At 40.5% G+C, this 26800-nt stretch carries 23 protein-coding genes; 17 read left to right on the plus strand and 6 right to left on the minus strand.

Annotated elements, in window-relative coordinates; translation table 11 throughout:
* Window positions 1-173: 173 nt before the first annotated feature.
* From NYE58_RS36670 to NYE58_RS36680, 3 genes are all read right to left on the minus strand, one after another.
* Complete coding sequence (locus NYE58_RS36670; protein ID WP_341004414.1) at window positions 174-1064, minus strand: alpha/beta fold hydrolase; 891 nt, start codon at window positions 1062-1064, stop codon at window positions 174-176.
* 41 nt (window positions 1065-1105) lie between these two features.
* Window positions 1106-1414 (minus strand): hypothetical protein, encoded by a 309-nt coding sequence (locus NYE58_RS36675; RefSeq protein WP_341004415.1) that lies wholly within the window; start codon window positions 1412-1414, stop codon window positions 1106-1108.
* Window positions 1415-1570: 156 nt separating this feature from the next.
* Window positions 1571-2182, minus strand: a complete 612-nt coding sequence (locus NYE58_RS36680; RefSeq protein WP_341004416.1) for a DUF2239 family protein — start codon at window positions 2180-2182, stop codon at window positions 1571-1573.
* A 410-nt stretch (window positions 2183-2592) separates the two neighbouring features.
* On the opposite strand from NYE58_RS36680, the gene NYE58_RS36685 reads away from it, so the two are divergent.
* Window positions 2593-4764: a serine hydrolase domain-containing protein gene (locus NYE58_RS36685; protein ID WP_341004417.1), complete on the plus strand. Its 2172-nt coding sequence runs from the start codon at window positions 2593-2595 to the stop codon at window positions 4762-4764.
* 757 nt (window positions 4765-5521) lie between these two features.
* Here the strand turns inward: NYE58_RS36685 and NYE58_RS36690 are convergent.
* Window positions 5522-6451 (minus strand): hypothetical protein, encoded by a 930-nt coding sequence (locus tag NYE58_RS36690; protein ID WP_341004418.1) that lies wholly within the window; start codon window positions 6449-6451, stop codon window positions 5522-5524.
* Window positions 6452-7339: 888 nt separating this feature from the next.
* Between NYE58_RS36690 and NYE58_RS36695 the strand changes: the two genes are divergently transcribed.
* The 4 genes from NYE58_RS36695 to NYE58_RS36710 all read left to right on the plus strand — a co-directional run bounded on the left by NYE58_RS36695 (window position 7340) and on the right by NYE58_RS36710 (window position 12967).
* The gene (locus tag NYE58_RS36695; RefSeq protein ID WP_341004419.1) at window positions 7340-9205 is read left to right on the plus strand and encodes a phosphoadenosine phosphosulfate reductase domain-containing protein; all 1866 of its coding nucleotides are present in this window, start codon (window positions 7340-7342) and stop codon (window positions 9203-9205) included.
* Between the two features lie 105 nt (window positions 9206-9310).
* Window positions 9311-11026, plus strand: a complete 1716-nt coding sequence (locus NYE58_RS36700) for an LPD1 domain-containing protein (protein ID WP_076179602.1) — start codon at window positions 9311-9313, stop codon at window positions 11024-11026.
* Between the two features lie 53 nt (window positions 11027-11079).
* Window positions 11080-11247, plus strand: coding sequence for an aspartyl-phosphate phosphatase Spo0E family protein (locus NYE58_RS36705; protein ID WP_143766591.1), 168 nt, complete (start codon window positions 11080-11082; stop codon window positions 11245-11247).
* Window positions 11248-11929: 682 nt separating this feature from the next.
* Window positions 11930-12967: a protein kinase domain-containing protein gene (locus NYE58_RS36710; RefSeq protein WP_081383706.1), complete on the plus strand. Its 1038-nt coding sequence runs from the start codon at window positions 11930-11932 to the stop codon at window positions 12965-12967.
* Window positions 12968-13081: 114 nt separating this feature from the next.
* On the opposite strand, the gene NYE58_RS36715 is transcribed toward NYE58_RS36710, so the two are convergent.
* Complete coding sequence (locus tag NYE58_RS36715) at window positions 13082-14074, minus strand: helix-turn-helix domain-containing protein (protein WP_076179604.1); 993 nt, start codon at window positions 14072-14074, stop codon at window positions 13082-13084.
* A 767-nt stretch (window positions 14075-14841) separates the two neighbouring features.
* Here NYE58_RS36715 and NYE58_RS36720 point away from each other — a divergent pair.
* From NYE58_RS36720 to NYE58_RS36770, 11 genes are all read left to right on the plus strand, one after another.
* Entirely contained in the window at window positions 14842-15027 is a 186-nt protein-coding gene (locus tag NYE58_RS36720; protein ID WP_340901292.1) for a hypothetical protein, read from the plus strand.
* A 2-nt stretch (window positions 15028-15029) separates the two neighbouring features.
* Window positions 15030-16286, plus strand: a complete 1257-nt coding sequence (locus NYE58_RS36725) for a hypothetical protein (protein WP_076179607.1) — start codon at window positions 15030-15032, stop codon at window positions 16284-16286.
* Window positions 16287-16309: 23 nt separating this feature from the next.
* Window positions 16310-16774 carry a single-stranded DNA-binding protein gene (ssb, locus tag NYE58_RS36730; RefSeq protein WP_076179608.1) on the plus strand — a complete coding sequence of 155 codons (465 nt, stop codon included), beginning with the start codon at window positions 16310-16312 and terminating at the stop codon, window positions 16772-16774.
* A gap of 277 nt (window positions 16775-17051) precedes the next feature.
* The gene (locus NYE58_RS36735) at window positions 17052-17345 is read left to right on the plus strand and encodes a hypothetical protein (RefSeq protein ID WP_076179609.1); all 294 of its coding nucleotides are present in this window, start codon (window positions 17052-17054) and stop codon (window positions 17343-17345) included.
* Window positions 17346-17432: 87 nt separating this feature from the next.
* Window positions 17433-17720: a hypothetical protein gene (locus NYE58_RS36740; protein ID WP_076179610.1), complete on the plus strand. Its 288-nt coding sequence runs from the start codon at window positions 17433-17435 to the stop codon at window positions 17718-17720.
* A gap of 30 nt (window positions 17721-17750) precedes the next feature.
* Window positions 17751-18161, plus strand: coding sequence for a hypothetical protein (locus tag NYE58_RS36745; protein ID WP_076179611.1), 411 nt, complete (start codon window positions 17751-17753; stop codon window positions 18159-18161).
* A 187-nt stretch (window positions 18162-18348) separates the two neighbouring features.
* Window positions 18349-19272 (plus strand): hypothetical protein, encoded by a 924-nt coding sequence (locus NYE58_RS36750; RefSeq protein WP_143766590.1) that lies wholly within the window; start codon window positions 18349-18351, stop codon window positions 19270-19272.
* Window positions 19273-19556: 284 nt separating this feature from the next.
* Window positions 19557-20744, plus strand: a complete 1188-nt coding sequence (dnaN, locus tag NYE58_RS36755; RefSeq protein ID WP_076179613.1) for a DNA polymerase III subunit beta — start codon at window positions 19557-19559, stop codon at window positions 20742-20744.
* 111 nt (window positions 20745-20855) lie between these two features.
* Window positions 20856-21902, plus strand: coding sequence for a DUF6094 domain-containing protein (locus NYE58_RS36760; protein WP_076179614.1), 1047 nt, complete (start codon window positions 20856-20858; stop codon window positions 21900-21902).
* Window positions 21903-21931: 29 nt separating this feature from the next.
* Complete coding sequence (locus NYE58_RS36765; RefSeq protein ID WP_076179615.1) at window positions 21932-22582, plus strand: hypothetical protein; 651 nt, start codon at window positions 21932-21934, stop codon at window positions 22580-22582.
* 1 nt (window position 22583) lies between these two features.
* A complete protein-coding gene (locus NYE58_RS36770; RefSeq protein ID WP_256715959.1) occupies window positions 22584-25505 on the plus strand; it encodes a hypothetical protein in 2922 nt (973 codons plus the stop codon).
* A gap of 97 nt (window positions 25506-25602) precedes the next feature.
* On the opposite strand, the gene NYE58_RS36775 is transcribed toward NYE58_RS36770, so the two are convergent.
* Complete coding sequence (locus NYE58_RS36775) at window positions 25603-26139, minus strand: DUF3267 domain-containing protein (RefSeq protein ID WP_076179616.1); 537 nt, start codon at window positions 26137-26139, stop codon at window positions 25603-25605.
* Window positions 26140-26413: 274 nt separating this feature from the next.
* Between NYE58_RS36775 and NYE58_RS36780 the strand changes: the two genes are divergently transcribed.
* The gene (locus tag NYE58_RS36780) at window positions 26414-26776 is read left to right on the plus strand and encodes a hypothetical protein (protein WP_256715960.1); all 363 of its coding nucleotides are present in this window, start codon (window positions 26414-26416) and stop codon (window positions 26774-26776) included.
* Window positions 26777-26800 lie beyond the last annotated feature (24 nt).

Raw genomic sequence — 26800 nt, forward strand, 5'->3', positions numbered from 1 at the left:
TGAAATCAAATAAAATAAAGGGTTCTACATATTATGCATAACTAATATGTAGAACCCTTTATTTTTAACTATCGTGTCCCGTATAGTTCAATGAATAAGCGCTGCGCCCCTGGCCTACTCAGCACTATTGGGCACCGCTGGACTCCAGCTCGTTGCTATTCAGGAAGCACGTGTCAATTGCGACGAGCCGTTCGCTCTATGCCATCAGCGATTACTTTGTACAGTTGGTGCGGTAAGTCGTGTCCCATGCCGTCAACCAACATTAGCTCAGCGCCCGGAATGGCAGAAGCCGTGTCCTCGCCACACGATGGGACGAACAGGGGATCGTCCACCCCATGAATGACAAGTGTTGGTACTTTTATGGTTGCCAGCCGCGGACGACGATCACCGGAGACAGCGATCGCAGCAATTTGTCGTCCAACACTGCCTGGATCGTAGGCTCGCTGGACTTCCTCCAGAATGAGCGTTCGATATGCGTCCTCTTCAAACGGATAGCCGGTGCCGGCGATGCGTTTGGCAAAAGAGACGCTGTGCGCCAAAAATCCTGCTTCATCCTCAAATGGGTTCGGCGCTGATTTAGTCATCATCGCCATGACATCCGGGGAAGTTTGCGGAAGTGTGGGATTACCGGAACTGGACATAATGGAGGTGAGTGATAAAACCCGTTCAGGGTACTCACTGGCAGTAATTTGGGCAATCATTCCGCCCATCGACCTGCCAACGAAATGTGCCCGGTCAATTGAAAGGGCATCGAGTAGTCCGATAGCGTCGTTGGACATGTCATCGAGAGTGTAAGGGATGTCCGGTTGCTTTCCCGACATGAGAGCAGTCGCCAGTTCGTCAAAATCCAGCATCGGATAATGGCTAAAATGCGTCGAGCAACCTACGTCGCGATTGTCAAAGCGAATTACGCGAAAGCCCCGCGCTGCTAATATCCGACAAAACGAATCCGTCCATCGGATCATCTGGGTTCCAAGCCCGGCGATTAGGATAATAGCCTCGTCATTTTCGTTACCAAAACTGTCATAGGCCAATTCGACGCTTTTGACTTTCAGAATGGTCATGATTATGTTCTCCTCCAATTAATTCGGTATTGTAAGTTCTGTCATAGGCAGAAGGCGTGAATCTTCGATCGCTGCAGTCCGATGTCCGATACCGGCCATGAAGCAAGAAACGACTGCGCGCTGCTCTGGCGGATCATCATGACAAGATCCCATCTTTCGTCTTCGGGTCCGATAAGAAACTCTCCGCCATCGCCAAGAAACATGATTTCACCTCCGCTTTCACGGAGAAATGGGAGGGTGTGCTCGATATAGCGGTTGAAAGCTTCGGCACCGCTGATTGGGACCTCCGGTGTTAGTTCAGGATTGGCTGTGTAATCGGCAACATCACGAAAACACATCAGGTTCAACATAACGATGCTGCCCTCAATGCCTCGCTGTATAAACCTCTTACCGGCGTGTTGTGATGGTTAGATATAGCGAATAGATTTAAACTCTGTCATAGTGAAGCCCTTTTAATTTTCCTTATTATTCCAAATTAATTTCTATACGTCTATACATGCTTTCTTTTATAAGTCCCCTTTAGAGAATGCATTAGAGGCTAATTTTTTGATATGGTTTGTGATATCAGGTGTCCAGTCATCGATGAAGTGGTAAAAACGATCCAAATCACCAGCATACAGTGCACGCAGAGCTTCTTCATATTGATGGAAGTTCCCAGCCATAGCTGTCATAAAGTTATATGTTGCTTCTTGTGACTCTCGTATCTTACTCTGTTCTCCTCCAGCACGGCGAGCCTCACCAACGAGTCTTCGTAATGTTACCGATGATCCTCCAGGTTGACTCTTTAGCCATTCCCAATCCTGTGGCAATAATGTAACCTCACCGGATACAACCCCCAGCTTAGGTCGACCGACCCGCCGTGTAGGTTGATGATTCATTTCGGTACCGGACAAGTCACCAAACTGTTCTCCTAATCGTAAGAGCACGTCATTTGTCTCCCCACGAAAATCAACATCTATTTGTTTCCCCGTGGTATCGTCAAATATAAGCAGCTGTGTGAGGTCTCTGTCATCCAGATCATCCTTCACTGTAGAAACAACGTGCCGTAACGTACCGCTGGCGACGACTCTCACACCCAAAAATGCCGTACAGTAAACGCTCGTTTGATCATCTCTCATTCTGTACATCCTCCTTTGAATACCTTAATAATTTTACCCGGGTAAAAAGAAGAAGTCAATATTACCCGGGTAAAATATATTTTTTGTATTCGTTATAGAGGGAATAAATGCAAAAGTCGCGGTCTAAGAGAAACCGCGCTGTTGAGGGCTAGTGTTGCATTATGTTGTACATGCTGTGTTTTGTCGCAAACTGTCCGTTAGTTGAGCAACTAAAAAACGGCAGTCGCAGCTACCACTATTCAACTAACGGGACACGTTAGTTGAATCAAACAAGTAGCAGTTTGCCACGGCAGTTGCTACTTGTTTTCGTTAAGCTAACGGGCAGTTTTGCGTAAATACTAATTTTTCATTAATATATAAATATACCAATTTAGGTTCATATCTACCAAAACTCCGGAAGGGGAGTTCAAATGATGAAAAGTCGATGGATAATGCTAGCTGTGCTATGTCTGCTTCTGCTGTTAACCTCCTGCGACGTCAACAAAGCACCGACAGAGACGCAGAACATAGCAGTAGGACTGAATACGTCTGAGGTGATCGAGTCAAGTGCTGTTCCGATAACCGTGTCAACGATTACAGTGGATTCGCCTTCTAACGAAGCTGGGCTCACCTACGAATTAACCATGAAAGCTGCAAATGAGAAAGCTGATCTCCTCACGAAAGGTTATGATACGAACAGTGTGCAGTACGCCCTTATCGATCATGGCAACATCGTTGTATCTGGCCAATCCGGCAGAAATGATGAGCAGGGACAGAGGCCGCTCACGAAAGACACGATGTATGGGATCGCCTCGACGAGTAAAATGTTTACCACGGTTTCCGTTATGCAGTTGGTCGATCAAGGGAAAATCGATCTTGATACGCCGGTCGTCCAGTATATCCCCGAGTTTACGATGAAGGATGCACGCTATAAGCAGATTACACCGCGCATGCTACTGAATCATTCTTCCGGTCTGAACGGATCATCGGTGACGAACGCCGATTTATTCGAAGATAACGACACTTATGCCCACGACACACTGCTGAGGCAACTGTCCGAGCAGACCTTGAAAGCAGACCCGGGCGCTTATTCGGTTTACTGCAATGACGGATTTACGCTGGCCGAGATTTTGGTCGAGCAGGTCAGTGGCATGGACTTTACCTCATATATCCATCGATATATTACAGAACCTCTGGGTATGGCTAATACGGTGACGCCGCTCGATACTCCGGACACGGCGAAGATGGCGGGACTCTATTATCCTACCTATATAGGACAACTTCCCAACCAGACGATCAACATGATAGGATCTGGAGGTATCTATTCCACGGCAGAGGATTTGGCTCGATTCTCAACAATTTTCACGGGGAAAGCGGAAGAAGTCTTATCTGCTAAATCGGCTGCGGCCATGGCGCAAGACGAGTACAAGATGCCTTTGTGGCCTGACGATGCGGACAACTCAATCGAATACGGTCTAGGCTGGGACAGCGTCAATCTGTATCCGTTCAGCGAATACGGAATAAAGGCGTTGACCAAAGGCGGGGACATCACTCTCTATCACGCGTCGCTCGTTGTGCTTCCAGAGCAGGAGATGGCGGTAGCTGTTGTCTCTTCCGGTGGGAGCAGCACGTTCGACCAGCTTTTGGCGAACGAAATCCTACTTCAGGCGCTGAAGGAGAAAGGTATAATTGCTGAAATCAAGCCTGAGAAGTCTTACGGCGTGCCGGTAAAGGCTGATATGCCACAATCCATGCTGCAGTATTCGGGAATCTATGGTGCTTATATAGGAACGTTTAACATCGATATTAACGAAGGCGGCGTCATGTCCATTACTTCGGAGCAGCCATCCGATAACCCGGTCCAGATCTACGAGTATTCCGCGGACGGCACGTTTAAGAGTGCGGATGGGAAAGTGATGATCAGCTTTGTAACGAAGGAGAATGACCGCACTTACTTATGGATTCGTCAATACGTTTCGGTGCCAGCTCTTGGGCAGACGGCTCTGTCAGAGTACAACGCGGAGAAGCTCCAGCCTCAAGATCTTTCGACAAAGACAAAAAAAGCATGGATGCAGCGCGACGGCAAAAAGTATTATCTGCTGAATGGGAAGTATACGTCGATTTCTTATTTGACATCGGTAACCATCAACTTGAATGTGTCGAAACAACTGCCTGGATACGTGTTGGATAAGCGAATAACCGGCCCGAATACGGCCGTCTCCGAATTGCAAATACCGGGAATGAGCGGGCGGGATCTTTTAGGTCTTACGTTCTTTACACAAGACGGCGTTGAGTACTTAAAGATGGGTGAAATTCTCTTAGTGAACGAGGATGCCGTGAAGCCTTTTAACTTCACTAAGATGTCAACCGTTACGATTCCGCCCGACGGATATGCCCAATGGTATGGGATAAGCGACAAGGAGGGGGGGAAGATCGTAAAGGTGAGCATGTCCCCGAACGCTTCCTTCGCTGTTTATAATGACAGGGGAAAATGCATCTACTTCAGTGTCATCGGTGGCAAGGATCAGGTCGAACTGCCCGCGGGAGGATCTATTGTTTTCGCCGGAGATGCTGGTACAAAGTTCGAGATTTCCACTCAGTAACTTCGCAATAGGCATTTCATAACGAGTCAAGATATAGTCCTGCCTATAAGAAAGTAGATTCCTCAAGAAAAGTTGGATAAACTAAAAACATCCATAAAAAGTGCCTTGATTCATTCTAATAGGTGAACATTCAACTAACGGGAAACGATAGCTCAATAACGACACAAAGGCAGCCGGTCAATGGATCGGCTGCCTTTTCAACTAACGGGCAGGCTAGCGTAAACAAAATGATCAAAAATATTAACCATACGTAGTTTATTTCATATCGGGATTAGCGCATGATTTTCGGCAGCTTCGTTTGGTTAACGAGGGTAGTTTAAGTAAATGTAAATTTTTACTTGCGAACTAATTGGATACGTTAGTTACTAACAACCGCGGCAGTCTAAGACTTATTTATCAAGTCTTGTTCTGCCGCTGCTTCTTTTAATGAGTCAGTCTAAAACTTATTAATTAAAAGTTGACGATTAGCAAACTCAGAAACCGTGTTAAACCAACAAATACAGTCTAACACTTTATTTTCTTTTCATATTATATTAAAAACTTTAGTGTTTTTAGTTGTAAGCGTGCTGACGGCCGATGTTCCGCACCGGATTGCTTCTGGTGAAACCGGAAGTGACGACGGTAAGAGCAGCTTAGTTCGCCAAACGCAACACCGGCGTCGCTGGCGGTTAGCTACGCTTGTCATGCAGTATCCACCCCAGGTACTGGATTCCGTGTTTATTTAGTGAGTCATTGTTAATATTGTTTGAACTTCACCCTATACTAATTGTGTCTTACGGCTTCCGTGACGCTTACATTTGGAATTTAAACGCTTCGACCTACCTGTATAACCATATCTTAATCGAGTTGTTGAATGAATTCGTTTCTTTATCTGTTTAATACCGTAAATATCTACTTGGAGTCTATTCTCTAGATCACTACTTATTTGATCATATATTTGTCGATGAATTCCCTGATCATCATCTATATTGGTGTGATAAGCCCGAAGCCTAACCTTGCTACCTGAACACGTTCTAAACTTTTTATTCCACTTCTTTAAATACATAACTTTAGTAGCCTTAGTAACTCCTGGGATTAATTGATGACCACAGGCAATTCCTTCAGCAGCTGAAGAACATGGAACTATCGTTTTCGCTGGGCATTGAGTCCCTGTAATTCCATTATTTTGGAACCAATTAAAAATCTTTTTTCCTCTTGGTATATCAACTGATTTAATAATATTTCCCGGACCAAATACAGGATCGATCAGCCCTACAAAATCAGGTTGGATATTAGTTTTTTGTGATACTCTACATGCTGCCCATCCTCCAAAGGAGTGCCCAATAATGGCTAAATAATTACCAGCTGAAAATAATCGCTCATTTATTACTTTCGATATTCGGTCTGTTTGTGGTTGCAGGGTTGGATTTTTATTTTCTGTGTTCCATTGCATATGGATAACATCGGAAGTGTTAAAACCATAAGTTGATTTAAGCCGTTTTTGTAAGGTACTAACTAAGTGTGTCATACCATTGTCATTACCACCAGCAAATCCACTAATACAAACGATGGTCGGGTTGGCAACAGTTGTAGCGCAAAATACTATATTCACATCACTTAATGGAAATGTCACGTAATCATCAGGATAATTGGTTACATCCTTACCAGCGTTTTTTGTAAAATGATGACTTACCCTTTTTCCTGTCACTGATGTCTCATTAAATTTATCAACTCGTAAAAAAAAGAACCGTTAACTTGTGGTGTTGAATTCCAAGGATATTCTACTATTATCCATTTACTTGTTGCGCCATTATCATCCGGAAGAAGACAAGCTCTTATATCTTCATAAATGGCCTTCATCTTTGATGGGGTATTTTGGCTTATCCTGAATTTTTTAGAACGAACCAGAGAACCTAGTTGTGGTTTCCTCTTTCCAAGAAACCTACGACTAGCGACTATCTTATGCAAATGTTCCTCACCTCTTGACATTGGATGCTGTATCTTATGACAATGCCTACGAATGGGTATAGGGCGAATGCGGATAATTAGGAAACTAACATTCAATCATACTAAGAAGATCTTCAGCAAAGGGCACACCTAATGTCGGTCGCCTAGAACACAAAATAGCGCAAGCAGCAGGGATGGCTCCCTGATCGCTTGCACTATTTATATAAGTCTGTCTCAATTTGAGATCCAAAAAGGTTATGAAATTAAGCGAAATATAAAATGTATACATATTGTATGCTAATATACATATGAATACATGTATAAAATAAGGGTATTAACACTATGGATTTGATATGAAATAATTCTATTTGTTTAAATACTACTCACGGTGGGTTGCATTTGATATAAGAAAGAGGTTCACTCAGTAAGTGATATACGGTGATAGTTTACATTTCTTACCTTTTTGAGATATACTAATGGTACTTAGAAAGATATTAATTTTCTTTACCGTTAACTATTTCGGTAAAGTTGGAGCTCGCTAGTTTCATTTAGCAATATAAATAACGGGTAATATTGGAGACTTAAATACCACACGGGATTTGTGTGATGTATTTAGGTCTCTTTTTTATGCCCTAAAAAAGGAGAACTTATGGAGCATTATGAGTTTACAGAAAATCAAATCAAGGTAGCAGTTAACGAAAGACTCAAGCATTACAATGGGACAGCTACAGATGTGTGGGATTACCTAGAAAAAGAAGGCTTTTTATTTCATGGAGTGATTCGCGAATGGACAGGGGTTTTCTTTCACGGATTCTATTATGTTTTTCATCATTTTCTAAATGATGATCAACCACAAGAGGATTGTATTCCTCCAGACAGCGGAATCACATGGGATAAGCTGTTCAAAAGGGACACTGTAGCAGGAAAACTCTTTTCATTTATGGAGTCAAACAAATTTCGCATCTTTATACCGGAGCAAGCTGCCATCGATGCTTTTCTCGATGGTGATATGGACAGTAGTTTACAGAGTCCAAAGCACAAATTCCAAATCTACTGCTTCCAGGACCGATGCAGTCTGCTGGTAGAACTTTATCTGCAACAGACCATCCCACCCTATGGAGCACACTATGAATCAATCCAATATCCAGAGGATCGTTGTCAGCTTATTTTCGATTTAGATGTTCTTATTACAGACACTAAAAAAAATAAGAGAACACTTCCTGAGGGAGAGAGCTTGGACGTTCTGGAAAAGGTGGATGAGGATTTACTGGCAGCTACGCGTGAGAGAGTTAAAAAAATCTATGATGAGCACACACTTATTGGTCTACTGCACTCCGGAGGGATAGATTCGAGACTGACACTTCAGCTCATGCTTGAGCATGCTCTGAAGAATCCAGATCCGACAAAGAAAATATGGGTCATATCTGCCGATACACTAGTTGAGAATCCTGGTGTCTTAAAAATCATTCATGAGTTGCGCGATACACTAAGAGCAAACTTCCCTTGGATCGAATATCACATTGTTGAACCAAAAGAAGATGAAACGCTAATGGTGTGTTTGATCGGACGTGGTTACCAAAGTCCATCCGTAAATTTCAAATATTGTGTACGAAGATTGAAGATCAATCCAGCACGCGTATTTTTGGAAAATGTATTTGTTACGGAAGGATCAGAGGAGACATGTTTGGTGCTGGGTAGTCGTGACAATGAAAGCGGGACAAGAAAAAGAAGTCTCACCAAATTTTTCGGTGATGACTTCTACGGTAGTCATCCTGTCAGTAGCATTCGTACAGCCAGCCCTATCAGAGACTGGACGAGACAGGAAGTGGTTACGTATCTTACGTACCACAGGGCACCATGGCGAAAAGGAGCTCGTAATACTGAGTTACTCTCTTTTTATAGCGGAGCTGCAGGTACAGAATGCCCTTTAGGAGCTGCTGTAGTCAATGATAACGATGCAATCATGGCCTGTGGTAAAAATTCAAGGATGGGTTGCTACCTTTGTACGCTCGGTAACGATAAAAGCATGGGGAACTTAATTAAAGGTACGCATCCAGAGTACGAGAAATACTATCGTTTCCGTTCCATTGTTAAAAATATTGCACAGGATATTCGCTACGGAGGGATCGTAGGAATGCAAAGAAAAGGAGGATCAGCAGCTTCAATGTTGCCGGCTAAAATCGGCCGCGGAATCGGTGATCTCACCATCGACTGTAGGACTCACATACTTCAAGCAATGAAGCGGCTACAGATTGAGTGGCGTGAAAGTGAAATCTTAACCGCCTATCACATGGTTCAGCAGCGTGAATCCGTGGAAGGATTCCCTGTCACCCAACGCTTTAGGGATGCGATCTACGCACTGCTTAACCTGAAAAGATCAGGTTTTCAACGTCTTCTTTGCAATCCGGTATTTGATCCCTATGGAACCGGTATCGACCAGTTCACATCGGAAGACGCGGCGATTATTCAGCGTATTATGGCAGATAAAAAGAGTAAGTTGTCGTCCTTGAAATAACAGTTCGAATCATACCCACGTTCATAGTTTTCCTTGCTCATGCGGAGCAGATAAAAATCACATCTCCCCGCATACGGCGGGGAGACCTATGGAGGTTTTATAGAAATGCAACAACTATCACTCTTTGATTATTTCTCTCAGGATTCTTTCGGTTCATCAATAGAAAAGGCCCATACTTTAAACCTTGTACAACCCTCTACAAGCCCTGCAGGTGGTAGAAGCAAGGAATATGCCTACGATTGTGGAGAAGAGCTTCAAGGAGCTAAGAAGCATCTATCGGCTCTTGTTAAATTCTCAGGCGAGTGGCAAAAAGTCATTGAGCAAGATCCGGCTCAAGCCTATCAGTTGGTGTCTAAAGATGAACTGTTGGATAATTTCAAAGCAGAAAACTTAAAAGAGGTAGGGTTTACGTCTGAGGCTGCATACGGAGTAAAGCTACTATGGGGTATGGTGAGTCAGCGCCCAGAAGATGACATCAACCAACGGAGGAATTTTATCCAAGCGGTTGAGGAGCTGAAATTACGTCTTTCTAAAGCAACTACAGAACAATTGTTTAGAGATACAGTTGATCAGATCAAGCGAGAGTTCTGGAAGGCAGCTTACTCAACTAATCCACGTAAAGTAGGGATTGATCCAGAATTAATGAATTATCGATTTTGGCTTTCTTTAGGAAAACGGATTAGATCACTTTTCATCGGCTATTCTGCCGCAAAACCTTATGAGAAGCTGTTGGACAAAGCCTTTTCTTCGGAAGAAGGTAAAGAGTGGAACTGGGCTAATAAGAAAAAAGGCAATAAGGATACGTCAAAGACAAAGAATCAATGGGAGCGAAAAGTACCGGAAGAGGTTGTAAGACTCTCTAATGAACCGTCAGGAGTGCGAAAACCAGAGGACTTAATAGAGGAATATGGATTTAGAGGGATTCAGTTTGGTAACTGGATGGAGGACGCAGCTGGTCGTTACCATGTTCTTAGTAGCGGAAATGCTTGGGCGGACTTGGCTGCTATTCTTCAGATTCCGCGCAAATCAATATCTTTATATGGAAAGTTAGGGTTAGCATTTGGGGCTAGAGGAAGTGGGAACGCGAGTGCTCATTTCGAACCTAAAGAGAATTTGATGAATTTAACAAAATTCAGAGGTGGAGGATCTCAGTGCCACGAATGGGCACATGCCTTGGACTTCAATCTCTATTCGTACTCTCATGATTATATGAATGGTAAGCAAATGGCCTTATCCGGAAATCAGCCAGGTAAATTCCTACCTGATAATATCAGTTATGCTTTTGCTAACTTGATGACTACGATGAAAGAGGGAAAGGGCTTGATGCGTTTTGAAGTACCTAATCCCTTACCCGTTAATAAAACAAATTATGTTCAAGGTATCAAAGATTACCTAGTAAGAAACAGTTACGACATTAACAAAACGATGTTAAATCTTAATAGTAGTAGTCGTTATCGAATTCATTTAAAAGATTGGAAAGAAATCGGAATCATGTACTGCAACATGCTCATACAAGAAGGAAGGGAAGTTCCAACCGAATATTTCATTCCTACTAACTATAGCTCTTTTTATCTGGACGCATGTGAACGGGGAGCTTACTGGAAGCGGGATCACGAATTATTTGCACGAGCCTTTGAATCTTGGATTGAGGATGAGTTAGAAGAACGTGGAATATCAAATTCCTATTTGGTTACAGGCACCCGTTTTGGAGGCCCATATCCAATGAACGATGAACGAAAGTCAATCAATGATGCTTTTCGAAAGTGGTGGAAAGTTCTCAGTGACTCTGAGATTCTCCATAATAAAGAGTTTTGGAATTAAAGTTGCTTTGACTATTTATCAAGGACATTAATTCTGGGAGGGAAAACTCAGTGGTGAATGAATCATTGAATCTTTTAAAAGCAATTATTGAGGATGAAAGAACTGAACTAAATAGAATAGGGTTGGAAACTGGACTAGATTCGGATGAGGTGCTAGAGAAGTCTAAAGACTTAGATAATTTGCTTAATCAATATAATAAATTGAAACGTACGGCTGAATAGCCGTGCGTTTTTTTTGTGGATGACTCTTTTAATGATCTTCTTATTTATAAGGATTAATAAATAAGTCTTATTTAGTTCTTATTATTTCTTCTCAATATTTGAGAGGGGGTAACTCAATATTTGAGAAGGGCTATCTCAGATTTTGAAAGAGGGTATCTCAGACTTTGAGAAGCATGATCGCTTATAAAATAATGGGACACAGCCTTTCAAAATTTGAGAGGCGGGAAATCTATTGATATTCCGCCTCTCAAATTTTGAAATACGTCGATTCTCAATTATTGATAGGCGGCGTTTCAATGTTTCATAGTCAGTATCTCAAAATTTGAGAGGCGCAAATGAGATGTGATTTGAAATCAGAATTTGATAAATCCTGAACAATAAGGCAGCTCCTTTAGATTTCTTGTTCTTTCTTCAAGATTGTGAAATATGGAAGAGAATTTCAGTCAATTGATAGGATATGGAAGTGATATAATGTTATTGCTAAATTAAATAGAATAACGGAGGGATCTCAATTTCTACTAATCAATCAAATTTTCTACAACTAAAACTAGATCAAATCTCCTCAATTCGTAATTCAGATAAAGTAGCACTATTCCGTGGATTTTATGAAGATATTACTGACATAAGATTAAAGGAACTATTTTCAATTTATCACGAATTTTTCAATCATTTATTTTCATTTATGAATGAGAAGCGCCACCCAAGCGGCGGTGGTCATTATAATGCGCCACAAAGTAGAGCACTCAATGATCTAATTGAGACAGTCAGTTTGGTTCAATCAACACTTAAAAATGAACTTGCATTTGAGATAAATAACTATTATGAGGAATTAATTAGGAAATGCGTATCTTTTTTAGAAAAAAGCGGGGGAAGTCCAATCCCGGATGATTTCCCTTCAATTGCTATCATTGAAGATCAACCCATTTTCATACTCTCGGAAACAATGACTATTCTGGGCGATAAAGGAAAAATATTAGCGAAAATGCGACTTATAGGTGAGGGATCCTACGCAAAAGTATTTAAGTACAAAGACGATTTTTATAATTGTTACTTCGCTGTAAAAAGAGCAGAACCTGGCTTGCGACACGATGAGCTGGAGCGGTTCAAGAATGAGTTTAATGATCTTAAAAACCTCAACAGTCCATTCATTATCAAAGCGTACAGTTATAAAGAAGAAGAAAATGAATATGTAATGGAGTTCGCAGACGAAACATTAAGCAACTATATTAGTAGGATTAACAACACATTGCATTTCAAAAAACGAAGGGGATTGGTAGTACAATTACTTCGTGCTTTTGAATATATCCATTCAAAAGGATTACTACATAGAGACATCAGCTATACGAATATTTTAGTAAAACATTTTGAAGACGGTTCGACGTTATTAAAAGTCTCGGATTTTGGTTTGGTTAAACGCCCTAATAGTACGCTAACACGACTGGGAACAGAAACAAAAGGAGCAATTAATGACTACACCGATTTGGAATCAATTGGTTTTGAAAATTATGAAATAAGACATGAGACATACGCACTTGGAAAAGTGATTTATTTCATAATTACTGGTCGAACTAGCCGTTTTCATCGGGAAAATGATGAAGCGCTGAATAATTTCATATCAAGAGCAATTTCACCAAATAAAGAAACTAGGTTTACTAGTGTAGATGAAATGAGGGAGGAATTGGTTGGAAAGGTTTTTCCCTCGCTCCTAATATCTGAATAGGTAAAAGACTCCTCTGCTAGAATGCCCATCTGTATTCTTAATCTACTGTTTGTGGCTTGAATATTTCGAATCAAAAAAGAAGAACTCTTTAAATATCAAGAGTTCTTCTTTCATTTACACTTCATCAGAAGTGATATACCTGTATTCAATGTTTTCAAAGTCAGCTCCAGCCTGCTGTAGAGCTTCTAGAATCATTGTATGTAATTGGTCTTTCATCCAGTTAGATACAAATTCGTTCTGAGCATACACCGTGTACGATAATCCCTTTTTGATACAGAAGGAACCTTTAAGCCACGTATCATATGATGGTTTTGTCATTCTCTTACTCATTATCTCAAGTGCTGTGTTCCAAATAAGCTTATCATCTTCAGTTATAGTCTTCTCTAGCATCTTAATCTGGATTTGCATCTCATTATCCAGCTCAAGGGGAGTTTTTCGTTTTCGTACGACAGTTCCAGTACTAATTACATCCTCATATACCTCGCTATAATCGATAGATGGATCCAGATTAAGAATTTGATCAAACTGCTCTATAATGGATTGCATGTATCGATCGTGATCAAGCTTTAATTCTGCCGGCAGCTGCTCATAAAGATCCATAGGGAGGAAGGGGACCTTTTTTCTCACCTTGAACAGAGGGCTTTCTTCCATATTGTTCTTGTCTGCATTCTGAACGTTAAACATGAGAACAAAACCATAGTTTTCAAGGATAGTCATATATTTTTTTACTGTATTCCGGCTTTTATTCATCTTTTGAGAGATGAGGTTGAGGTCTGGCCAACAGTAATCCTTGTCACCATAACAATAACGTTTGAGATGCCCATAGAGTGCGATACCTTCTGCAGATAAAAAATGCCCCCAGTAATCAAATATGTAGTTACTTATAATTGTCATGTGACCATCTACATAGGGGATAGCTTGACCGTGTTTATCCAATGAAAATCGTCTTACTTCATCTTCAGTGATATAGATCTTTTCAATCTCTTTTTGCATATAGATTTGATCAGCATTTCCAACTCTACGAATTTTAGATTCTTCAGCACCTGTTTGACGATAACGATAGTAGCTTAGCTTATAATTCGTACCCTTAAGGTTCCTTTCAAGCATAAAAAAACTCTCCTTTTACGTCCCTAAAAAAAGGCAACATTGAAGAAGAGTAGGCACTTCACTTTTCAAAAAGTCTGTGATAGAATAAAATCACAAATACTAATAAGTGAAGTTCCTATTCCTCTAACATTTATTCTCGACGCTTGGCGGCCGCAGAGATTAAATGTACTCGCGATAGGGACTTTTTTTCTATTTATTTTACTCATATATTTGGTAGCAGCTAAATCATTTTCATCAAAAATTGATACTCTGGTTAAACTGAAAAAACACACAATTAAAATTGTGTGCGACAAAATAAAGGGTTAAAAATCTTCCATTTTTTATAAATGGATAGACCTATCCCTAGTCTTGCACGCACTTCGAATATAGCATAATATTTTTTTTCAGTAAAGAGAATTTTGGAAGAATTAATCGAATGGCGCCACTTGCTATGAGTGTGATGTTATGCTAAAATTTGATCAAACCTTATATGCACGCAATGAGCACCCCAGCTTAGGAAACCTTCCGAAGTTGGGGTGCTCTTTTTTTTGCCCTAGTATTATCTGTTTACCCGAATCTGATCTGGTGCTATAATCTAAACATTACGAAATCAATTTATTTTCTTCGCAGTCCGATATCAGCGAAGAGTGGGATGCCGAGAGGCGATAGGTAAAATAATGGACGCTATAAGGCCATACGCTATAAGTATGTCCTTTTTTTGATGCCCGTTATGAACCTGAAGACACATTTCTTATGAAATGTGTCTTTTTTTTATGCTTTCCAGACCTTTGGATGCAATCCTGGAAAACGTTATAAATCTAAAACTGGGGGTTAATCTTAGATTCTTACTCTGTATGAAAGCTCTATCTCTCTTGGCGGGAGAGGCAGCGGATTACGGTGTACTCTCTGAAGGCAAAAATATTAGTGATAGAAAGACAACAGGAATTGAATATAAAAATAGGAGGGGAACATAAAAATGAAATTACGTAGCCTTCGTAGGCAACCTGGATGGTATGAGATACAGTCGGTATGTCCGATCTGCGGCCATGAAGGATGGTGTGCCATTAACCATGAACAGACCATCGTGCGCTGTATGCGGGTACCTTCTGATGATTATATTGATACGACTATGGGTCGTCAGTATAAGCATTATCTTGATCCGGATGCACTTCCTAAGACGAATGTGGAGATTATGTATGATGAGTCGATAGACAAAAAATCTAATTCTCACCTGAATGAGGTTTATCGCACGATGATCGAAGAAATGTCTTTGTCGAGTGATCATCTCTACCATCTACGTAATGTCCGCCAGTTCTCTGATAAGGAGATCCAGCTAAGACAATACCGGACGATGCCAAATATGAATAGACATAAAATTGCTAAAGCTGTAATCAATCGTGTGAGTGATCAGAATGATTTATTAGGCGTTCCTGGTTTTTTCGCTAAAGAAGGAACCTATGGTTCTTATTGGACTATGGCTGGAGCTGCTGGGCTAATGATTCCGTTCCGATCAATAACAAATGAAATTACAGGCTGGCAGATTCGTGTAGATGATCCACCGCTTGAACTCGTTATGGCAGGTGCGATTAAGGGCGAAATCATGAAGGAACTAGAACCTAATCAATTCGGGATGCGGCGTGCTAGATGCAGACTCTATGTTCAGGGTAAAGAGCTAGAAGTCATCCTTACAGAGAAGGACAAGAAAGAATGTTATTCAAAATCGAAGCAATTTGTATTCAGTGTTGTACTTAAGCAAGGTCTGCGGTACTGGTGGTGGAGTAGCGGTTCCAAGAAAAACGGTTCCTCTATTGGTAATCCGCTCCCTTATCATCTAGCCTTGCCGACCCCATGTCTTCCGTACTGGAACATTGGAGAAATGCCAACCGACATTATAGATTGCTCTGAAGTATGGATAACTGAAGGTCCGATAAAAGCTGATAAAGGGGCTGAAGCTTTACTTAAACCTTTTATAGGACTTCCCGGGATAGGAACCTACAGTTTGATCTTGGATGTATTGAAAGAGCTGGGATGCAAACATATAGTGATTGCATTTGATGCCGACATTGTTACCACACCACAGGTACAACAGACACTAGGACTATGCGCAGAATTTTTTGCAAAGAACACAGATATGTCTTTAAGCCTGGCTATGTGGGATATAACTTTAGGCAAGGGAATCGACGATCTCGTTGACAATGGCTATTTGCCTCAGTTGACCGCGATGATTGAATAAATTGAATTAGGAGCTGATAGATAATGTTAAACAGAATAATTCTTATTGGTAGACTCACTCGGGATCCGGAACTCAGATACACCCCATCCGGTGTAGCAACAACGACCTTTACCCTTGCTGTTGATCGTAATTTCACTGGACCAAATGGTGAACGTGAAGCAGATTTCATACCTGTCGTGACCTGGAGACAGCTTGCAGAAACATGTGCTAATTATTTGAAAAAGGGCCGTTTATGCGCTGTAGAAGGCCGTATTCAAGTACGGAACTATGAGAATAGAGAGGGTAAACGTGTGTATGTGACCGAAGTTGTCGCTGATAACGTTCGTTTCTTAGAATCTGCTAATAACAGTTCCGGAGGGAACTCTGCCGGTCGGCAAGCGAATCAGAATAACTCATCTTCTGGTAGCAGATCTGATGACTATACGATGGATCCATTTAGTGGAGATGGTAAACCGATCGAAATATCTGACGATGACCTGCCATTTTAAGAGATAAAGCTTGAATCTGGAGTAGTCAACTTGTTCCAAAGTTTAATCGGTACGTTTTGACTAATAAACAACTTTTACAGTCCTGATTAGAGAGATCATTTAACGATCCCCGCTAAAGTGGACTATTAAAGATAAGGTTGAGGGTCAATTAACCTCATCTGATAGGAGATAAAGAGGAGTGAATTGCTAAGCAATCACTTCTTTTTGTTGTTCCCTGCCGCGGGGAAGTATAAGACAGTCCCCGCGGTGAAAGGGGCTTGTCATAGGAGGAATATAAATGTTTCTTTTGCAAATCATCGATGGTGGTATTGCTCGTTGTACTGTTCATGGGTTAGAACTCATTCCTTTCACATCCACTGTTGAAATCATCATTACCAATTATCTTAAAGAGCATGGTTCCTTGGATGAAGAGAGTAGTGAATATACAACCGAGGATGGATCCGCCACCCTTTATCATTTAGCCGTTGACGGAGAGGTATTAGTGTTTAGTGAAGAAATATGGGCGTACGCTTTCGATGGGATTGAGTCCTTTTCAGAATCATTACAAAAGCTTCGTAATGATTGGAGTTAATGAATAAAAAGGATCAGAAGCTACTTCTGTGACAAGCAAATAATTTTTGCTGCTGGATTAAATAATCGAACATTCTAGGGGGAAAACATGTATATCTATGCTTTAGTTAGTACATATGGAGAGATTATTGATATCTGCGTAGGAACTGCAGCAGCTCAAGAGATGAACATGAATAACCAGGTTGAAGATCTACAAATCAAACCCATCATGTTGTACTCAGAATATGAGAAACAGCCGAGTGACTATAAAGGTACCGTAGAAGGAATTCGATATCTGCTGTATATGGGAATTGACGGAAAGAGTACATATGGACCGGTAGCGCTTTTGCATAGCTGGGGTTCATGGAGTGATAAGAGTGCAATTGATCTCAACTGAAATAGTAAATATGAAAGGATGTGAACGCTGATGACACTTTTGAATATGGTCATGAAGATTGTTGGCATTAGCTCAGATAAAAATAAAAGGGTAGAACGGGGTTTATGCTCTAATATCTCACAGGAAACCAATACAGCTCATAACGTAGGACTAGAAAATGCTAATACCTTAATAAAGGATTTAGTTCCATTCTCGAGAGTGCATCCCGTGATTGTTAGATATCCGTTGTCTATATCCAGACTGAAAAAATTAATTAAGGAAAAGGATGTAGTGAAAGATATTTTTAGAACCATAAGCGAGCATGAAGATGGATTCTGGGAATATGAAGTTGGCGACAACACTGAGCATAGCTCAACTTCGATGCTTAAGTATCGTCTTATTATTCGAGATAGAAAAATTAAACTGGTAGTGAATGAACTAAGAGTGATTGAGTTTTATTAGATTTCATCTTAACTTTCCCCCTATGGAGAGGCGTTGGTAATCAAACGCCCTTCCTCAGGCAATCCCTGATTACATTTCTCGTCAAGAGTTACAGGCACTTCGAGTAGCTGTATTTCGGAGGGAAATGGAAAAGAATCTGTAAACGAGATTTAAGCTGGAGTGATAAAAAGAAGCAGGAGTGATAATAGTGTCAATGACCATAGAAAATATAGAAATTAAAGAGTTACCCAAGACTTATATAAGTAAAGAACATATAAAGCAATTAGAAAGAATGTTCCTATCAGCTGATTTTAAATTCGGATTTGATATTGTAGATGAAGATGTAGCTGACATTCTCACAACATTTGTTTCTGCCTATCACGAAGGGGACTGGTCGATTTGCCATATAGATTATGGTATAGATGATCCTTCAGTTCATGCCGTTCGTGCTCTCTGTCAAAAATTAAATATCTACTATGATATTAAAGAGAATGAAAGTGAAAGTGAAATCACGCTATATCTACCTCGCTCTACTGATCCACTCAGTGTCCAGCAAGCCGCCGATGATTCCAAGCGTCAACTGATCGATTTTGCTTCACAAGTCTCTTCTGGATTCGAGTTAGGACGTTTTGGATTTATATGTGAGGGGATGCTCCGGTCAAGAGGTTTAGAGGTTAGTGAGAATGTTATGATCTGGTGTACTATGGATGGTATCACTGTATTAACTGAGTATTGTCATGGAAGGTTATTCAACTTTTATGGGGAAATGACAGAATCCTTGATACAAGAGTTGGTTATCGAGTACCATTTTGACACATTCATTAACAAAGCTAGCGTAGTCATACCTCCATCTTCGAACAAAACAGCGGTGACACATCCACTTTTCGTGAAGCGGGTGAGTTACGATCAAAGTTTTTTCGGGAATGTATGGACTGGCTTAACACAGCAACATTTAAAAATGATTCTCGAAGAGTTCAAAGAATATCATGTATATTCACTGGTATCTACTAAAAATGGGTACAGTCTGTTAGAAGGCATGCAGGTCAATTGTATTGGATTTCTTCTAACGCGCTGTTACATTTCGATTCCGGAAGGATTAGAACTACCCAAGAGAATCATTGGTAACTCATAAATTAATAAAGATACCTTCTTCAAAAAGAGGGTATCTTTATTTTATAGGTATGAGAACCATTTATATTGATTGTAAAGACGTTGAACTGTTATAATACGGATATTACGAAAGGTATTTATTTTCACCGCCGTCTACCTTTTCGGCGAGTGAAGGAGTATATCCGGTTAACGGATAAAAAATAACAGGCATAGAATTTGCCATGGAGATTAAGAAGCATGCCACAGGTATGTTTTTTTTATTTTCCATGGCTTTTTTTGTGCCTAAAAACTGGGAGGAAGATACTAATGGAAATACTTTTGGAGCAGCGTCATGAAAATCATGTGGATGAAAAAGAAGAAGTAGCGGTAACGAGTGAGATGGCTTTTGTAGTAGATCACGGTGCCCTCATGAATGCACTAACAATCTGCGGGAAGGTTATACCTAAATCGAGCGCTATCCCTATCATGCAAACGATAAAGTTTGACTTGAATGGTGATACTCTGTTCATCACGGCTGTAGACGTTAGTCAATCCGTGCTGCAGATGATGGAGGTGAAAAATACAGGCGGGGTAAAGGGGAGTTATTTGTTCCCAGCAAAAGAAGGGATCGAACTTATTAAGCGGTTGCCTGCTGGTAGTTTGACGCTGACAAGAAAGGAATCATCAGTGCATGTTCAATATGGAAAGAGTGGTAAGGCTAATCTTAGTGTCTTAGACTCTGATGAATTCCCTGCGCTTCCCGTCTTGGGGAAAACAGATATGATCCCTATTTCATTAGAGACTCTTCGAAGAGCTGCTGTTACATCACTTTTTACAGCTACGGATGAAAAAACACCCGCACTGAATGGTATACATATCTATAATCATGAGGGGAAATTAGGATTCCAAGCAACGGATCGTCATCGGATTAGTAGATTTGTTTCGGACATCCCTATAGATACTCCGGAAACGTTTCTGTCCTCAATTGTCCCTGCACAGAACTTTAAACAGATTGTGGATTCATTAAAAGACTCGGTTGCGATTCAACTCGCAGTAACGAGTACTTACTTAATCCTAAGAGATAAGAACATTGTCTATTTTGGTAGATTGATTGATGCGACTTTTCCAGATCTTTCTGTAGCTTTTAAGGGGATAGATCAGGGAATCACGATTACTTTATCTAAAGAGGAGCTGGATAAGACACTTTATCGTGCTTTGTCACTGGATGCTCAAAATAATCGTGTGACGCTTGAAGTTGATACAACAGGAGAATTTGTTGTTCATACTCAATCAAAAAACAGTGCACTGACAGAAGGATTTCCTACAGCTATTTTAGATGCTAATGCTTCTTTCCCCGTCATGAAATTTAATGGAAAGTATCTACGTGAAGCTTTACTTCTGGGCAACCGAGAAACCAAAAATGTTCAGATCCGAGTGAGTGGTTCGAAGAGCCCTGGGTATCTGACATTAGAAGGTGATCCATCGGTAACTGCAGTTTTACTTCCGTGCCTATGACAAGGGCTTAGTAGTAGCAATGGTGTGTGGGATTACTATAACAGGATGCCTAAAAGAGTTGCGCGTCATGCTGCAGCTCTTTTTTTTGGCTAAAAATTAGGAGGGAAATAGATGTCGTCCAATCAGATGAAAGATATGTTTGACCGGGTTATTCATAACAAAGTGAGAATGGGCAATTTTGAGACTAAAGATCAGGATACGCTGTGTATTCGTAGTCTTCTTCAATTTCCGAAATCCGCATTTTCTGTAGCCGACTTTTGTGCCGGCAGTGGAAATGCATTGAATGTCATGACAGAAGGCACTGAGGCGGTAACCTTCGGGATTGAGCCAAATGAAGAGAAGTATCTCGAACTTCGAGAACGTGCGAACTACGCTCTATACGGGGGATATGAAGAGTGTCGTATCAGCAGAGATACCTTTAGACTCATGTACCTTAATCCTCCCTATGATAACGATAGCGAGACGTTAGAATCGAAGATGGAGCGTAAAGAAAAGCGGTTTCTTCGGCAGCTTTTCCCTTATGTTGCTGTGGATGGAATCCTAATATTTAATATCCCTCGTGGTCGTATGACCAAAGATATAGTGAATATTTTGGTGGCCAACTTGGATGATATCCGTGTATATGCCTCCCATGATGATACCTTCAATCAGGTGTATACGATCGGAAGAAAGAGGGCTACTAAATATATTGATAGGAATGAGGTACAGCGAATCTTGGGATTAATGCTTGAGGGAAGCGAACTACAACGTATTCCGATGGCAGAGACCCCACTATATAAAGTGTTTCCTGGAAACATTAGCCCTAAGCTATTTCGCTCGAGTCATATCGACGTAGACCATGTGAGAGAGGTATCACGCCTATCTTCACTCACTCGTAAAGGGATGGAATGGTCAACCCCTAAGAAGCCTGCAGAACGACTGCAGCCGCTCCTCCCAGACAAAGAAATGCACAGAGTACTTAGAATGGCTTCTGGAAAACTGAACGGAAAAGTGGGAAGTGGGAAACTTCTTCATGTTCTTAAAGGGGTTGTCAAAAAAGAGAGTATTAGTACTACCGAGGTAACAGACAATGAAACCGTAATTACCGAACGTGAAAAGTTTACGATTACTTTTAAAATTGTAGATCGGTATGGCAACATTCGTACTATTCAAAGCTAAAAAAGAACGAATCTGGAGGAATAGAAAATATGAAATTCATGGAGTTTAAGCATAAAGATATTTATGTAAAAACACATACTTCTATTATTGTAACCCGTGAAGTAAATGAGAAAGATCGAAAGCAACAGAATGAGTTGGTGTATGCAAACGTCATTGATATTGATTCCAGAGTGCAGGCGATGTTTGCTCAATTTCATCATTCTCGGAAGAAAAGTGATGTTTTCTTCCGAATATCTCATGCACCACGGATTGGTGAAAAAGATTATGATAAGAGCTCACTTTATGTATATCCATCCGGAAAATATAAGCATATGTCTTTACGCGAGGATGATACTTTTGTTACTGGGTTAGTCGTGAGTGAAAAGGTATTAGAACGCCAAAAAGATGGCTATATCATATTCGCATGGGATGGGAACATTCATGAGAAGCTTTTTTGGACCATTGATTCGTATTATGAGACACCATTGCTTGAAGAGTGGACACCTTATCTCTATGAGCAGCTAATAAAAAGTAAAGGCTTAGTTCCTTTGAACGTACATGATTTTTCAAATGATAATCCTGAATTGGTCGTTTATGAATTACTGGTTGAGGAAGATGTGCTTGATGGCTGTATTTCATTTGGTCTTCAGACTGGCGCATTAATACTCACAGAAGATGAACAAGTACAGGAGGTTGTCTAATTTGAATTATCCTGCGGTTATGGAAAAAAGCCAAGATGAGCTATTAGAGATCAATGATCAGCAGTCAGGTGTTCAAGAGCAGGGAAACGAAGCAGAGCTTGAGACAGAAGATGGGGTTATAGGAGCGGGAGAACTCATTACACTGATGGACATTGAAAACATAGGGGATTATTTATCCATGTTCGGAGCGGATTTAATCCGGCGCTTGGATAAAGAGTATGTGCCGATCCATCACCCAGGGAGAGATGAACCACTTGAGATCCTCAATCATTTTAAGCGGCCTTTGTTTAAGTCCCAAGCTCACCTTGTAACTGCTTTGATTAAAGGTCTACGTAAATCACGTAATCTTTTCCTTATTGGTGAGCCAGGCACCGGTAAAACGGCTATGAGTATTGCTACCTTTTTCGCACTGCTCTCAGAAGTTCTGCATGGTCGAGGTCGCGTAATATATATGGTTCCAAACCATCTCATTGAGAAAACAAAGCGTGAAGTCGGACTTCTCCTAAATAAAGAGTTATTTGAAGTCCAGTTTTTGAATAATTATGTTGATGTTATCCACTTAAGAGATAGCAAAAAAATGGAGACTGCTCCTACAAAGATAGAGGTCTATATTATTGCAAGGGATACAGCCAAATTAGGATATGTTAATACTCCTGCAGCTAAGTGGGTAGATCGTACGTATATCTGTATCCCAAAGGGAGGTAGCGAGGATAAAGCTATTACAAAAACAGCCTTTAAGGGATGGGTTTGTCCGGACTGTGGTGGTTTACTCATGAAAGAAGAAGAGAGAGATCTAGTACCGATGGAGTACGAAGATTTCTTTAATAAACAGGGAAAGCCGACTCGGCGTAAAAATAATCTATATTGTTCCAATTTGGTTTCTTATGTTAAGGCCACACGGCATGTAGAGGAGTCACAGTTGGATGGATCTATTAAAAAGAGACCTATTTATGAGATGGGAAATCGTAAATGTAATGCTTCCTTGTGGACGGCGAAGAATCATGATCAAAGCAGCTACTCAGGGCTAGCGAAAAAGCCAGTAGGTCCAGCTCCTCGTAAAGTGTCGCCAGCGAACCTCTTTAAGCGTTATTTCAAAAATAAATTTGATCTAGCTATTGGAGATGAATGCCACGAACTTACGGGTGGAAGCGCTCAAGCGCATGCTTTTCATGTATTAATTGGTTGTGCGAAGAAGTCCATTGCAATGACGGGGACACTGCTCAATGGATATGCTAGTAACCTATTTGAGCTTATTTTTCGTATGTTTCCACAGCGATTGAAGCAAATGGGGTTTAATTGGGGTGATGTTGGGAAATGGATCGATCTTTATGGCGTACGAGAAAGGGTAACCAAAATTCGTAAGGATAATGCATTGAATTCATCCAGTAATGGATCTCCTGTTCGAACTAGTGTAAAGGAATTGCCGGCAGCTGCACCTCAGCTTTTCACGGACATGCTAAGTGACGTCGCCTGCTTTATTCAGATGTCTGATATGTTCGAAGTTTTACCTGAGCTGCAGGAAGGGCCCTTGAACGTTAAGCTTGGGGGAGAAAGAACCTTTGTATCCTGTACAACGCGAATTCACCGAAAGCCAGGACGAACTAAACGAATAGTGAAGAAGGGTATTCGATTATTGGCTCCCTCGTGGTATTTGGAAAAGAACTTGAATGAAGTATCTGATCTATTGCGTAAAGCTGTACAGAAAGAAATTGAGGCAGGTGGACAACCTGTCTTACTCGGAAGTTTACTTAATACACTTTTATCTTATCCAGATGTACCATTCAACTTTCAAGGTGTCTATCATCCTGACACAGGAGAAGAGATTGTCTCGCCGCGATATCGACTTAGCGATCGGTTGTTATATCCAAAAGAACTGCAGCTGATCAAATTCGCTAGGGCAAGGATCAAAGCGGGACGGAAAGTTGGAGTCTATGCTACGTACACTGGAAAGCTGGGTACACTCGAGCGCTTACAAACCTTATTTGAGGAGCGCGGAATCAAAACAGGTGTTCTAGAATCCAGTGTAGATGGGCCTCTACGGGAAGCTTGGATTGCGGAGCGGGAACAAGAAGGAATTCAAGTTATGCTCACGAATCCAATTTTGGTGAGTACAGGTTTAGATCTTCTGAATTTCCCGTCTCTCTATTTTTATCAAACGGGTTATCGATTATCTATTGTTCGTCAAGCAAGCCGGCGACATTGGAGAATTGGTCAGCAGGCGCTGTGTGAAACTGTGTATAGCGGTTATAAAGGTACGATGCAGGAATTAGCGATCAATCTTATGGCCACGAAAATGGTTACAGCGCTTGCTTTAGAAGGACAGTTTAGTCAGGATGGTCTTGCTGCCTTAACGGAAAGTTCCGGAGGAAGTTTGGCGAATGAGCTTGCTAAACGCTTTGTAGGGAACAATATTGCTGGAGTAGAGAGTGCTGAATCCATTTGGGGCAAGATGTCTGTTACGCCTACACATTTGGTTCCTATTTCTCCTACAGCAGTAATAACAGATTTGGAAGTGGATAATATCATTGATAAAGTTCCTACTACCTCTACGTATTTTGGAACAACTTTGGAAGACGCGTTAGTATCTTGGGTACACTCCATCGTTCCAGAAGACATGCATGGGCGGTTTGAACAACAGATCATATATGTAGCCAATAACATTGATCTAGGGGTCGATGGTATAACTGTATCAAGAACATCATTTCTTGAACCATATGAACTGCATTGGGATCCTACTAAGGTACAGTTAAACGATATCGATTTCCGCCGGTGGTTGTTAGCATTGACAACTAAACCAGTTGAATCAAATGTTATGAGAGAAAACGAATGGAAGCTGGAACTCCTTGTTGAAGGGAAAACGCCGGTATCTAAGAGGAAGAAATCATATAATGTGTCAGAAGGACAGATGGTATTTAATTTTTAGATAAATTACTATGTAGAAACAAAAAAAAGGGAAAGCTGAATTCATAGCTTTCCCTTTTTTATTGTTGTTAAGCTAATGGCAGCGTAACGCTTGATTACTAATCCTCATGAAAATGAAAATACACATGATCATCATCATCAGTGACATAAGAAATTTGATTCCAATGTTTTAGCGAAATATAAAAAGAGTATAAATCACTATTGCAACCTGCGGCATGTGAAGCAAGGATGAATGAAGCAAAGATCCCTTCATAGCCTGGAGAATAAAACGTAATGAGCGCTAGAAAGAATGATATCCATATGAACGGAGATATAATCTGACAGGTATATCTTAGTTTGGATACTTTCCCGTCAAAAGTAACTGATTTATAACGGAATTTAATATTTCCTGATTCGTTACCTCTTTTAAGTAGAACCCAGTGTATACTTTCATGAAATAGAGGCAGAACAATTAAGAGCAAAATAAAGAAAACAATTGTTTGCAAATTGATGTTATCAAAATCTATAAGCCGTTCGCAAAAATTATTAAGTCCCATTACAACCAAAGTCATAAATAACATAAGAATTATTGAAGCTACTCCTATCTTAAAATAGATAGCTTTTGTCCGTTTTTCTTTTTGATTGATAGTATACATAAATTTATCTCTCCTCTGTGGGACTTGTATTAGGGAACTTGTCCTTTATTGAATATTCTAGGCTATCTAATTTTAAATGCTATATGTGATCGGTTTAAGTAGGTTCTATCCTACGATTTCAAATCTGCAATGTTTAATATTGTTTATTTTCGTTATGAATATAAGATAATTTCTTATATATATTCGTATACTTTTTACGAATAAAATATTTTGAGTTTTAGAAATTCCGTTATATGATAATCTCAACAGAACAAATAATGGAGGTTTTATCCAAATGATAATGAAACAGAAAATATACCCGACGTGCCGATTATGTGACAAGCTTAATGCAGAAATGACTCATTGTGCGATCTATGGTGCGCTTGCTCCAGAGAATATTAATAATACTGCTCTTGCTGGAGCTTGTTCTCTTTCTGGTGAGTATGTACGATTGCTTCATGCTTCGCCTAATGAATACAATTATGGTCGTTTACCAGGTGGTAAATCAGTAGATGAGGAAGAGGATAGTGAGTTATTTATTTATGATAAGAAAGATGAAACTGATAAATTTATAGAGAAACATGGGATTACTTTGGAACAATGGGCAAACTCTTTTTTTATAAAAAGATCTATTTCTAAGAATGAAACTGAGAATTAATAATCAGACAATTATATTTCTTAA

Origin of the sequence: Paenibacillus sp. FSL L8-0708 (assembly GCF_038009325.1) — a bacterium.
Lineage (GTDB): Bacteria > Bacillota > Bacilli > Paenibacillales > Paenibacillaceae > Paenibacillus_AQ > Paenibacillus_AQ odorifer.

Coding starts and splice junctions, on each gene's coding strand:
- NYE58_RS36670 (WP_341004414.1), bottom strand. CDS start 1,064: ATGACCATTCTGAAAGTCAAAAGCGTCGAATTGGCCTATGACAGTTTT.
- NYE58_RS36675 (WP_341004415.1), bottom strand. CDS start 1,414: ATGTTGAACCTGATGTGTTTTCGTGATGTTGCCGATTACACAGCCAAT.
- NYE58_RS36680 (WP_341004416.1), bottom strand. CDS start 2,182: ATGAGAGATGATCAAACGAGCGTTTACTGTACGGCATTTTTGGGTGTG.
- NYE58_RS36685 (WP_341004417.1), top strand. CDS start 2,593: ATGATGAAAAGTCGATGGATAATGCTAGCTGTGCTATGTCTGCTTCTG.
- NYE58_RS36695 (WP_341004419.1), top strand. CDS start 7,340: ATGGAGCATTATGAGTTTACAGAAAATCAAATCAAGGTAGCAGTTAAC.
- NYE58_RS36700 (WP_076179602.1), top strand. CDS start 9,311: ATGCAACAACTATCACTCTTTGATTATTTCTCTCAGGATTCTTTCGGT.
- NYE58_RS36710 (WP_081383706.1), top strand. CDS start 11,930: ATGAATGAGAAGCGCCACCCAAGCGGCGGTGGTCATTATAATGCGCCA.
- NYE58_RS36715 (WP_076179604.1), bottom strand. CDS start 14,074: ATGCTTGAAAGGAACCTTAAGGGTACGAATTATAAGCTAAGCTACTAT.
- NYE58_RS36725 (WP_076179607.1), top strand. CDS start 15,030: ATGAAATTACGTAGCCTTCGTAGGCAACCTGGATGGTATGAGATACAG.
- ssb (WP_076179608.1), top strand. CDS start 16,310: ATGTTAAACAGAATAATTCTTATTGGTAGACTCACTCGGGATCCGGAA.
- NYE58_RS36735 (WP_076179609.1), top strand. CDS start 17,052: ATGTTTCTTTTGCAAATCATCGATGGTGGTATTGCTCGTTGTACTGTT.
- NYE58_RS36740 (WP_076179610.1), top strand. CDS start 17,433: ATGTATATCTATGCTTTAGTTAGTACATATGGAGAGATTATTGATATC.
- NYE58_RS36745 (WP_076179611.1), top strand. CDS start 17,751: ATGACACTTTTGAATATGGTCATGAAGATTGTTGGCATTAGCTCAGAT.
- dnaN (WP_076179613.1), top strand. CDS start 19,557: ATGGAAATACTTTTGGAGCAGCGTCATGAAAATCATGTGGATGAAAAA.
- NYE58_RS36760 (WP_076179614.1), top strand. CDS start 20,856: ATGTCGTCCAATCAGATGAAAGATATGTTTGACCGGGTTATTCATAAC.
- NYE58_RS36765 (WP_076179615.1), top strand. CDS start 21,932: ATGAAATTCATGGAGTTTAAGCATAAAGATATTTATGTAAAAACACAT.
- NYE58_RS36775 (WP_076179616.1), bottom strand. CDS start 26,139: ATGTATACTATCAATCAAAAAGAAAAACGGACAAAAGCTATCTATTTT.
- NYE58_RS36780 (WP_256715960.1), top strand. CDS start 26,414: ATGATAATGAAACAGAAAATATACCCGACGTGCCGATTATGTGACAAG.